9 protein-coding genes are annotated in these 10493 nt (G+C 69.4%); 8 read left to right on the top strand and 1 reads right to left on the bottom strand.

What is annotated here, in order from left to right; all coding sequences use genetic code 11:
- Positions 1-280 precede the first annotated feature (280 nt).
- From D0C15_RS28670 to D0C15_RS28645, 5 genes are all read left to right on the top strand, one after another.
- Positions 281-1450: a TRM11 family SAM-dependent methyltransferase gene (locus D0C15_RS28670; RefSeq protein WP_245976360.1), complete on the top strand. Its 1170-nt coding sequence runs from the start codon at positions 281-283 to the stop codon at positions 1448-1450.
- Positions 1451-1591: 141 nt separating this feature from the next.
- Positions 1592-3331 (top strand): DNA cytosine methyltransferase, encoded by a 1740-nt coding sequence (locus D0C15_RS28665; RefSeq protein WP_245976359.1) that lies wholly within the window; start codon positions 1592-1594, stop codon positions 3329-3331.
- A gap of 459 nt (positions 3332-3790) precedes the next feature.
- Positions 3791-4066, top strand: coding sequence for a helix-turn-helix domain-containing protein (locus D0C15_RS35245; RefSeq protein ID WP_245976357.1), 276 nt, complete (start codon positions 3791-3793; stop codon positions 4064-4066).
- 83 nt (positions 4067-4149) lie between these two features.
- Positions 4150-5637, top strand: a complete 1488-nt coding sequence (locus D0C15_RS28650; RefSeq protein WP_116051240.1) for a tyrosine-type recombinase/integrase — start codon at positions 4150-4152, stop codon at positions 5635-5637.
- 440 nt (positions 5638-6077) lie between these two features.
- On the top strand, positions 6078-6677 hold the full coding sequence (locus tag D0C15_RS28645; RefSeq protein WP_116051239.1) for a hypothetical protein: 600 nt from the start codon (positions 6078-6080) through the stop codon (positions 6675-6677).
- Between the two features lie 388 nt (positions 6678-7065).
- On the opposite strand, the gene D0C15_RS28635 is transcribed toward D0C15_RS28645, so the two are convergent.
- Positions 7066-7842 carry a metal ABC transporter ATP-binding protein gene (locus D0C15_RS28635; RefSeq protein ID WP_245976355.1) on the bottom strand — a complete coding sequence of 259 codons (777 nt, stop codon included), beginning with the start codon at positions 7840-7842 and terminating at the stop codon, positions 7066-7068.
- Between the two features lie 67 nt (positions 7843-7909).
- Here D0C15_RS28635 and D0C15_RS28630 point away from each other — a divergent pair, with 67 nt between their 5' ends.
- The 3 genes from D0C15_RS28630 to D0C15_RS28620 are packed head-to-tail and all read left to right on the top strand — an operon-like array spanning position 7910 to position 10260.
- The gene (locus D0C15_RS28630) at positions 7910-8953 is read left to right on the top strand and encodes a metal ABC transporter substrate-binding protein (protein WP_162830288.1); all 1044 of its coding nucleotides are present in this window, start codon (positions 7910-7912) and stop codon (positions 8951-8953) included.
- Positions 8954-8977: 24 nt separating this feature from the next.
- Entirely contained in the window at positions 8978-9841 is an 864-nt protein-coding gene (gene aztB / locus D0C15_RS28625) for a zinc ABC transporter permease AztB (protein ID WP_211323361.1), read from the top strand.
- Positions 9838-10260, top strand: a complete 423-nt coding sequence (locus D0C15_RS28620) for a Fur family transcriptional regulator (protein ID WP_116051237.1) — start codon at positions 9838-9840, stop codon at positions 10258-10260. The genes aztB and D0C15_RS28620 overlap by 4 nt, the downstream gene beginning before the upstream one ends.
- Positions 10261-10493: the final 233 nt, after the last annotated feature.

Raw genomic sequence — 10493 nt, 5'->3', positions numbered from 1 at the left:
TCATGAATCCTGAAGTTGAGTCATTGCGCCTAATGATCACCCAAACGGGAAAACATGCCCAGGTCCAGGGGGCCACATCGCCCAGGTACGTCCACAACGGACGAGAGAACTCGCGGGTTGTCGCACAGAGCGCCTCACCCGAGGCGGCGAGCGACGGCCACGGCGCGGCCGGTTCCGTCGCGCCGGGAGAGCGCCGATGACGCGGTCGCTCACGCGGGCCGCCGCCCGCCACCCGCACCCCGCACATCCCGTACTCATCCTTGCGAAAGACAGGTGCCCCATGTCGCACACACCCGGCGACCCTGCCGGCCCCCACACCGTCGGCTCGTCCTCACTGCCCGGCGTTGGCACCGACGACGAGCCGACGGTGCGCATCCCGCGGACCGTCATCGACGCCGCCAACGCCACACTCTCCAAGGACCGTCGCGACGCGGTCGCCACCGAACGTCGGGATGGTGGCGGCCCCGCCGGGGCGGCGACGGTCACGACCGATCCGGGCGAGGTGGCGCTGTCGGTGTGGGCGACCGCGCAGGCATCCCCGGCCGCCCAACGCAAGGGCCGGTTCGTGCCGGAGTCGACCGCACACCCGGCCAAGATGCTCCCCGCCATCGCCGCGCACGCGATCGCCCACTACACCCGCCCCGGCGACGTGGTGCTCGACCCGATGGCAGGCAGCGGCACCACCCTGATCGAGGCGATCGACGCCGGGCGGCGCGCGGTCGGCATCGAGTACGAACCGCACTGGGTCACCGTCGCCCACGCGAACCTCAACCTGGCCCGCGAACGGGGACACGACCACGACGCCCAGGTGTTCGCCGGGGACGCCCGACAGTTGGAAAACATCCTCCCGGCCGAGTACGTCGGCAGGGTGGCGCTGGTGGTGACCTCGCCGCCGTACGGGCCGTCCACACACGGCCAGGTCGTCACGGCCGCCGACCCGTCCGGGGACGGGAAGGTCCGCAAGTATCACCACCGCTACGGCTCCACTCTGGACCGCGGCAACCTCGCCAACGTCGGGCACCACCGGTTGCTGGCCGGGTTCACCCGCATCCTCACCGGCTGCGCCGCAGTCCTGCGCCCCGGCGGTCATGTGGCGATCACCGTTCGGCCATGGCGGGAGCATTCCGAGCTGATTGACCTGCCCTCGCAAGTCATCGCGTGTGGGGTCGCCGCCGGGCTCGTTCCCGTCGAGCGGTGCGTGGCGCTGCTGGCCCGCGTCGCTGATCGCGAACTCGTCGCCCGGGGCTCGTTCTTCCAGCGCGACTTCATCCGCAAACAACGCGAGCAGGGGCTGCCTCTTCATCTGATTTCGCATGAGGATGTGGTCTGTTTTCGCAAGCCGCTCGAGCCCTCAGCGGCCCGCCGGGGCGCACCCTCGGACGCTCTGCCGCGCGTCTCGCGCCGCATCGCGGGCGAGGTAGACGACGGTACGCGGGGGTGGGCGGCGTGAGCACTTTGGTGCACTGCCGCGACTGCGGCTGGGACCGGCGTTATCGCCGCCCGGCGGCCGCCCGCCGCGCCGTGACCCGCCATCGCTGCCCGCCCCCGGCCGATCGTCAGGTGCGGCGAGTCCGGACGCGGGAGGCGCACCGTGCGCCGTAACCGAAGCACCTCCCATGCTCGCGGATCCTCGGCCGCGGACGGTTTGCGGTTCGTCGCGACCGAGGGCGCGGTGATCGGGTCGCTGTGCACCGGGTTGGCCGGGCTCGATGTCGGTGTCGCCTCGGTGCTCGGCGGGCGGATCGCCTGGTACGCCGAGACCGACCCGCACGCCTCGGCCATCCTCGCCGCCCGCCTGCCCGGTGTGGCGAATCTCGGCGATCTGCGCGCGGTCGACTTCACCGCTGTGCAGCCGATCGAGGTACTCACCGCCGGGTTCCCCTGTCAGGACATTTCCGCCGCCGGTCGGCGCGCGGGTATCGAGAAAGGCGCTCGTAGTGGACTGTGGAACAACATTCTGGACGCCATTCGCGTTCTACGACCGAACCTCGTTGTCGTGGAGAACGTCGCCGCCCTGCGATGGCGAAACGGCGGCCTCGACCGTGTACTCGGTGGGCTGGCCGAAGCGGGGTGTGACGCGGTCTGGCGTTGCGTACGAGCCAGCGACATCGGAGCCGCCCACCGACGCGAACGCGTGTTCCTGTGTGCCGTCCCCCAGCAAACCCGGGGTACGGATGATGCCGACCCCGCAGGCCCGCGACCGGGAACCGCGCGGCCCGACAGACCCCGCCGCGCGTCGTGCGGGCGAGCATCAGGTCAACCTCAACGACGCCGTCGACTCGGTGATCCAACCGCCCCAGCTGCTGCCGACACCGACAGCGGCGGACTCACGCTCAGCAGCGATCCAGACCGTCCACACACCGGGCCTCCGATCCCGACAGGGTGCGTGACGCTGACGGACTCGGTGCGGCTACTACCGACGCCGACCGCATCGGATGCGAAGAACTGCACTCACGAAACACACAGCGGCGGGCCGTCCCTGCCCGACCGCGCACGCACCCTCACCACGCCACCCGTCCCCGAGCAGAGCGGAAAGTGCTGCGCAGCAACGCAAACTCCGGGGGAGGGGGGATTTCTAGCTGCCTCTCCTCAGGCGTCTGGGGGCCTGCTGCCGACACCGACCGCGCACGACGGTTCTTCCAACGGAATCTCCGCTGCCTCACGACAAGGAGGCCCATCCCTCTTGGACACCCTACGACTCTTGCCGACCCCACGCGCGACCGACGGGACGAAGGGCTGCCCGGCTCAGCGCGGTTCGAAGGGCGACCTGATGCTGCCCTCGGTCGTCATTGCCGTCACCACGCCCCACACTCGCACGAGCACGCGGAAGGAGATGAGTGACCGTGCCAACCACGCGCGCGCCTCGCGCGCCCGTCGCGTCGCATCCGGTAAGCCATCGCCGGTGGACTGGGGGGAGTACGCCGCCGTACACCGCTGGGAAGTCGTCACGCGACGGCTTGCGCCCTACCCGACCCAGCCCGGGCGTCACGGCCGCCCCGTGCTCGCGCCGCCGTTCGTCGAGTGGCTCATGGGCCTGCCCGCGGGCTGGGTCACCGCTGAGAACCTCGACCTGCCCCGCACCGCGCAACTCCGGGCATTGGGCAACGGAGTCATGCCCCAGCAAGCCGCGCACGCACTACGCCTCCTGCTGGACGACCTGACCCACCTGCACCGTCCGCCGCCCTGCCGGCCGCCGGCAAGCACGACGCGGGACATCAAGGCCCGCGCGAGCCGGGCCCGAGCGCGTAGTGGCTCGACGCGCCCGTCTGGTGCCGCACGGGTCTCGACCCCCGCGTGTGGTCGCCGCAGCGGTACCCGCTCGCGCCGCTGAACCTGTGGCGCTCCGGGGTGAGGACACCGCCGAGGCCCGCCCCGGAGCGCCACGTTCCACCCGCCGCCCACTTTCACAGCCCGACTTGAAGGGGCTCTTTGCCATGCCCACACACGGCAGGACACGCCACCCCACGACCCGTCTGCGCCGCTGGTCCGTGCCACCCGCCACCGCCTCCGGTGGCGGTACCGACGGCCACCGAAGCCAGCACTCACCCCGGCCCTGTTCTGGGCCGCTCAAGGTCCCGCGACCAGCGTGCGCGCATCCCGCACCGTCTGCTCGCCCTGGTCGCCTGTCCCCGGGGGCGTCGTGCCGGTGCCTGACAGCACCGCTGGGCACCGCCCCGGGGGCCCCGCAATCCCCAACAGCCCGGTGCCCGTTAATCCCGGTCTCCGCCCGCGCACGAGAACCCCGCGCTTACCGCCGAACCCACCATCGCCTTACCGCGAGGAGGTTGCTGTGCACGACTTCGAGCGTCTCCTGCCCAACACACCCGACCCGACAACCACGACCGCGTCCACACCAGCGTGGTCGCGCGAACGACTCCGAGAACTCGGAATGACCACAGACCTGCTGACCGCTGCTCGCATACTCGGCATCGGCCGCACCACGGCATACAAGCTCGCCCGCGCCGGAACCTTCCCAGTACCGGCGGTGCGCATCGGCCATAGCTACCGCATTCCCGTCGCCCTACTGGTCGAGCTTCTCGGGCTGGACAAAGAGCCTCCTGCCTGACCCTTCCCCTCTGCACGCATTGGAGCGTCCATAACTGTTGTCCGAACGCCACACCCACGGATTGCGGGAAAGGAAAATCCGCGATGACGACTCGCACCTTCAAAGGCTCTACCTACAAACGCTGCAGCTGCAGAGATCCCGCCACCAGGAAGCAGCTCGGCGGCCAGTGTTCGAAACTCAAGCGCAGCAACGGGATGTGGAGCTCCAACCACGGAACCTGGTCCTTCCAAGCCGAAATCCCCAAACGCCACGACGGCACGCGCCGCACCCGCAGGCGCCACGGATTCGCCTCGCAGACCGATGCACAGGTCGAACTGGACAAGATCGCCGACCTCGTCGCACTGGGTAGCGAGCGCGGCGGCACTGTCCTCGCCACCATCGGGGACCTCATCGACAACCGGCTGCGCATCGGCGAATCCTTCCCCGCACCTGAGGAGATCGCCAAGCAACTCGACGAGGGCAACGCCAGCCTCAGCGTCATGCCCACCGTCGGCGAATGGCTGCAGAGTTGGCTCGGCACACGAAAGACGATCCGAGAAGCAACACGGATCAGCTACCAGACCCACGTTCGGTGCTGGCTGGTCCCGCACCTGGGCTACTTCCGGCTCGACGCGCTCACCGTCGAGCACATCTCAGGGATGTTCGATGCGATGGCCGAACGCAATGACACCATCACCGCTGCCAAGGACAGCGAAGATCCCGAGGTCCGCAACAGCGTGTACGGCATGCGGATTATGGGCGCCGCCACCATGCAGCGCTACCGTGCCACCCTGCGCGCTGCGCTGAACGCAGCCATCAGGGCCCAGAAGATCACCTTCAACCCCGCCACGTACGTCGAGCTTCCCTCCGGCCGCCGCCCGAAAGCCCTCTTGTGGACACCGGACCGCGTCGAGCGGTGGCAGCGCACCGGGCAGAAGCCTTCCCGGGTCATGGTGTGGACACCCGAACAGATCGGCCGGTTCCTTGACCAAGCCGAGGACCACCCCTGCTACGCGCTGTTCCACCTCATCGCCTATCGAGGTCTGCGGCGTGGCGAAGCCTGCGGACTGCCGTGGTGGAACACCGACCTGACCAACCGGTCGATCACCATCAGCACCGCACTGGTGCAACTCGGGTGGAAGATCGAGTTCGGCGAACCCAAGAGCGAAGCCTCCGGCCGTATCGTCGCCCTCGACGAGGCCACCACCGCCGTGTTGCGGCGGCAGAAGCGACGCCAGAACGAACTCCGTACGGCAGCCGGGACCGCGTGGGTCGAGCACGAACTGGTGTGCACCGAAGCCGACGGGAGCCCGCTGCATCCGGCCAAGCTCACCGATGCCTTCCACGCCATCGCCGATGCCGCCGAACTGCCGCCCGTACGGTTGCACGACCTGCGCCACGGTGCCGCCACGGTCATGCTCGCCGCCGGAGCGGACTTGAAACTCGTCCAGGAACTACTCGGCCACTCCACGATCGCGGTCACCGCCGACACCTACACCCACGTCCTGCCCGAACTCGCCCGCGATACCGCCGAAGCCGCCGCCGCCATCGTGCCCCGCAACGACCGACGCAACCACCTGTCCGTCGCTTGACAACACCGAAGAGCCCGAAACCCGGCGGCCCGCTGCAGCGTCGCTGCTAGCGGGTGTCGTCTCAGCCGTGATCGAGGTGTGCGCGGTCGCATGACGGTCGGCGTCACCGACGGGGTCGGGCTGACGGTGTACCGCGGTGGCGGTTCCCGAGTCGGTGCGGATGGTTCCGGTTGGGCTGTACAAGCGCCGAGCATGGCTGCCACGCTGGGCAGGCCGCCGATCTTCATCCGCAGGTCGCAAAGTCGCGCTGTGCCATGGGGGAGTGAGTGCGGCCCATGGCCGCCTCCGTCGTCGCACAGATATCGGGAGGCGCTCACCTGCCGTTACGGGCCGGCGCTTGCCGACCTGGTGCTCCAGGGGCGCGAGCGGGTGCTGGTGAGGGCCCGCGGCGACGGAGATCCGCGATTGCGTCGGTGAGAACGTTGCGCTGGACTACCCGCATGCGCCGATGGGACCCACTCAACGACCGGCAGTTCGCCGTCCTCCGGCGGCTGGCCGCTGCCGAAGACCTCAGTAGTCCGGCCGACGCCTCGGCTCGCGTCTCGGCGAACGCGCTGCGCAGCCGGGGCCTGATTGAGCTCGGCCGTTGCGACGGCCGGTGGGAGGCCACCCTGACCGAGGCTGGTGAGTTCTACCTGGAGAAAGGCCACCATCCAGAGCATCCGGCACACAAGGAGTCGGATGACGTGAGTCATGCTGCTTCCGATAGGACGCGGCACCGCGGCAACGGTCGACGCCAGGTGGGACAGACCAACGGAGACACGAATCGACCACCACACGCGACCGCCTGGATCAGCGAGCAACGCCGGAATGCCGCACTGGAACTCGTGGAGCGTCTCGCCGTCGAGAAGTCGGTCAGGGTTGAGCAGCCAGACGAGGCCACCGCGACGCGCTGGCGGCAGGTCGTCGACTTCGCCAAGCAGCACGGCTTGGCGCCCGACGGCTACCGCCTGGAAAAGCGCCGCCAGTACAACGGCGACCTGTACGTCACGCTAGTTGCCGGCCCGCACGCCAACACGCGGCGCGGTCGAGATCCTTGAGCACGCCGCGCGCGAGCGATGATAGCGAGGCCAGGACCGCGAGCCTTTCGCCATCGGCCGTGCCGCTCGGTGTCGCGGAACGGAAGGGTAGTGCGGCTGCCCCGGGAACGATCACGGCGGGCACGGGGACTTCACGAGCGGCAGTACCCCGCCCGCGCCCGCACGTATCGCCACCTCCGCGTAGTCGTGACCATCCGCTTGCTCGCCAGGCAGGGCCACAAACAAGCCACCTGAACCGAGGCATCGGATGTCGAACTCGACACCGCCCGACACCACCGAGGTGCCGTCCGTGCGGTGTAGGCGACCGCCGACCTGCCTACCCGGCGCCGTCCCGAAACCCCTGAGTGTTCCGGGAACATGCGCCACACCCGGAACACGCACGACTGTTTCACTCGGCGTGCATTCGGGCGCCGTAGGCCTCGGCGAGCCGCTCGTCGTTCAACACCTCGGCGGGCGGCCCGGCGGCGACGAGGCGTCCGGCCAGCAGCAGCACCCAGTCGGCCCGCTCGGCCGCGGCCACGCTGTGGGTGGTGTGCACGATCGTGCTGCCTCTGCGGCATTCGTCGACCATCACCTCGGCGATGCGCTGCTGGGTGGGCACATCCAGCGCGGCGGTCGGCTCGTCCAGCAGGAGCAGCGGCGCCTGCTGGGCGAGTGCCTGCGCGACGAAGCTCCGTTGCCGCTCGCCGCCGGACAGTTCGGAGAGCTGTCGGCGGGCCAGGTGGCGGATGTCCAGACGCCCGAGTGCGTCGTTGACCGCGTCGTGGTCGGCCGCCCGCAACCGCCGCAACATGCCCCGGTGCGGGTAGCGGCCCATCCGCACGACCTCGTGCACCGTCAACGGGACCACCGCGTCGGTGTCGGTGTGCTGCAACGCGTACGCGAGCTTGCGTCGACTACCGGCCGGTCGCCCGAAGACGGCCACGGACCCGGCTTTCGGGGTGAGTAGGCCTGCGATGGCGTCGAGCAGGCTCGACTTGCCCGAACCGTTGGGACCGAGCACCGCGGTGACCTGCCGTGCGGGGATGGTCAGCTGGTCGAGATCAAGCACGGCGTGGTCGCCGTAGGCGAGCCGGAGGCCGACCGCGTGCACGGCGACCACTGTCGTGCCGCCCGGTTCCCGCTCGATGTGGTGACGTTGTTGACCATCCGCTGTTGGCATCATTTGATAATGATAACGATTATCAGTACCCTCATCCTAAAGGGTACTGCTGACGACAGGAGTGAACATCGTGCGTATCGGCCGGTGGTTGACCGTGTCCGTGGCTGGGTTGACCGGCCTGGCACTGGCCGGTTGCGGTCAGGGGCAATCCGCGGCGCCCGCTGAGGACGGGCTCCAGGTGGTGGCGACGACCTCGATCCTGGGCGACATCACCCGCAACGTCGTCGGCGATGCCGGCTCGGTGGCGGTACTCCTCGAACCGGGAACGGACCCGCACGGGTTCGAGCCCTCAGCGCAGCAGACTGCGGCGCTGCGGGAGGCCGATCTCGTCGTGGCCAACGGGTTGGAGCTCGTGCCGTCGCTCAACGACGGGCTCAGAGCGGCTGAGGACAGCGGCGTGAACGTGCTGCGCGTCGCCGAGAAGGTGGATCCCGTGCCGTTCGACGGCGCGGGCGACCATGCCCAAGGCAAGGAAAGCCACGAGAACGCCGAAGGCGAGCCCCACGCCGAGGGTGACGCCCACACTGAAGGCGATGTCCATGCTGATGGTGAACAGCACGGCAATGAGCAGGCGAGCGGTGCGCTGGACCCGCACGTGTGGCTGGATCCGGTGCGGATGGCCGAAGGTGTCGAGTTAATCGGTGACCGCGTCGCGACGGTCGCCGGCGGGCAGGCCGAGACAGTGCGGGACAGCGCGGCGCGCTACGCCGATCGGGTGCGCTCCACTCACCAGCGCGTCAAGGAAATCCTGTCCGACGTGCCCGCGCAGGCGCGAACGCTAGTCACCAACCACGACGCGGTGGGCTACTTCGCGCAGCGCTACGGCTTCGAGGTGGTGGGCACCGTGATCCCGGGTGGCAGCACGCTGTCCGATCCCAGTAGTGGTGAGCTCGCCGAGCTCGTCGCCACGATCAAGCGCGCGCAGGTGCCCGCGATCTTCGCCGAGACGACGGTGTCGACCCGGCTGGCGGAGACCGTGAGCAGGGAGGCGGGCGGCGGGATCGAGGTCGTGCAGCTCTACACCGACTCGCTCGCGCCCGAGGGTGAGGCCGCCACCTACCTCGGGATGCTCACCGCCGACGCGGAGCGCATCGCGCGCGGTCTGTCGGGCTGAACGCCGTCGCGCCGGGAGAGCACCGTGGAGTGGTTGACCGATCCGTTCACCTACGACTTCATGCAGGCCGCCCTGGCTGCGGCGCTGCTGACCGGGCTGACGACGGCGCTGGTCGGCACTTGGGTCGTCCTGCGCGGCATGGCGTTCATGGGCGATGCGCTGGCGCACGGTGTGCTGCCCGGCCTCACCTTGGCCTACCTGCTCGAGGTCAGCCTCTTCGTGGGCGCGACGATCGCCGCCGTCGTGGTGATCGGCGGCGTCAGCTTCGTGCAGCGGCGCACCCGGCTGCGCGTGGACACCGGCATCGGGCTGCTCTTCGTCGGCATGCTCGCTCTCGGTGTGATCATCGCCTCGAAGGCGCAGTCCTACGCGGGCGACCTCACCGCGATCCTTTTCGGTGACGTCCTCGCCGTGACCGGTGCCGACATCCGGGTCGCCGCCGTGGCCGCCCTGGCCGCCCTGGCACTGACCGTGCTGCTGTACCGGCCGTTCATCGCGCTCGCCCTCAACGAGCGGCAGGCGGCGGTCCTCGGCCTGCGGCCCCGCCTGGCCCACGTCGCGCTGCTCGCCCTGCTCGCGGCAGCCATCATCGCCTCGTTCCGCGCCGTCGGTGTGCTGCTGGTGTTCGGCTTCCTCATTGCCCCACCGGCGACCGCGACGCTCGTCACCCGCCGGGTTCCGGTGATGATGGCGGCCGCCGCCGGGTTCGCTGCCATCGGTGTGCTCGGTGGCTTGCTCGTCAGCTTCCATCTCGGCACCGCCGGTTCAGCGACCATGGTCGGGGTCACCGTCGCCGAATTCTTCCTCGTCCTGGCGGGCAGGGAACTGCGCGACTGGATACGTGCGAGCATCGCCGGATCCGAGCGGGTGAGCCGGGCTGTGCCGTGAGCGCGCAGGCGTTGTGGCCCCGGTTCACCCGGCAGCGAGCCGCTGTCGCCCACGCGCTCGAGCAGTTCGACGACTTCCGCTCCGCCCGCGAGATCCACGATGCCCTGCTCGCTCGCGGCCACAACATCGGCCTGACCACCGTCTACCGCGCCCTGCAGTGGCTGGCCGACACGGGAATCGTCGACGTGCTGCACGTCGGCACGGGCGAGCTGGCCTACCGACGCTGCTCATCACGGCGCCACCACCATCTGATCTGCCGCGACTGCGGACGCACCATCGAGGTGCACAGCGAGGACGTCCTGCGCTGGATCGACTACGTGAGCACCCAGCACGGCTTCAGCGACGTCGGCTACACGATGGAGATCTTCGGCCGCTGCCCAACCTGCCGCGCCCAAGCACCCGCAGACCAGCGCTCCTGATTGATCCGGGGCGATCGTCCAGTACGCCATGCGCGCGGGCCGCAACGAATAGCCACCCGGTCATCGCGCCCGCGCGGGGGGCCTGTAACAGGAATGGCTCTAGCGCACTTTCGGTGGTGGGTCGGCCGCCGACACACGCCACCGAAAGTGCGCCAAAGCCGTTCGCGTTACGGTCCCCCCTGTTACAGACCCCCCGTGAGGGCGGGGGCAGTTGGTGACGCAGTTCGCCCTTA

Origin of the sequence: Amycolatopsis palatopharyngis (assembly GCF_003385185.1) — a bacterium.
Taxonomy (GTDB): Bacteria; Actinomycetota; Actinomycetes; order Mycobacteriales; family Pseudonocardiaceae; genus Amycolatopsis; species Amycolatopsis palatopharyngis.
Note: the sequence above shows the minus strand (reverse complement) of the source record. Positions and strands in the feature narration are given on the sequence as shown.

Bases quoted from the DNA above. Each gene is read 5' to 3' on its own strand.
- D0C15_RS28645 (WP_116051239.1), top strand. From the start codon at position 6,078: ATGCGCCGATGGGACCCACTCAACGACCGGCAGTTCGCCGTCCTCCGG.
- D0C15_RS28670 (WP_245976360.1), top strand. From the start codon at position 281: ATGTCGCACACACCCGGCGACCCTGCCGGCCCCCACACCGTCGGCTCG.
- D0C15_RS28650 (WP_116051240.1), top strand. From the start codon at position 4,150: ATGACGACTCGCACCTTCAAAGGCTCTACCTACAAACGCTGCAGCTGC.
- D0C15_RS28635 (WP_245976355.1), bottom strand. From the start codon at position 7,842: ATGATGCCAACAGCGGATGGTCAACAACGTCACCACATCGAGCGGGAA.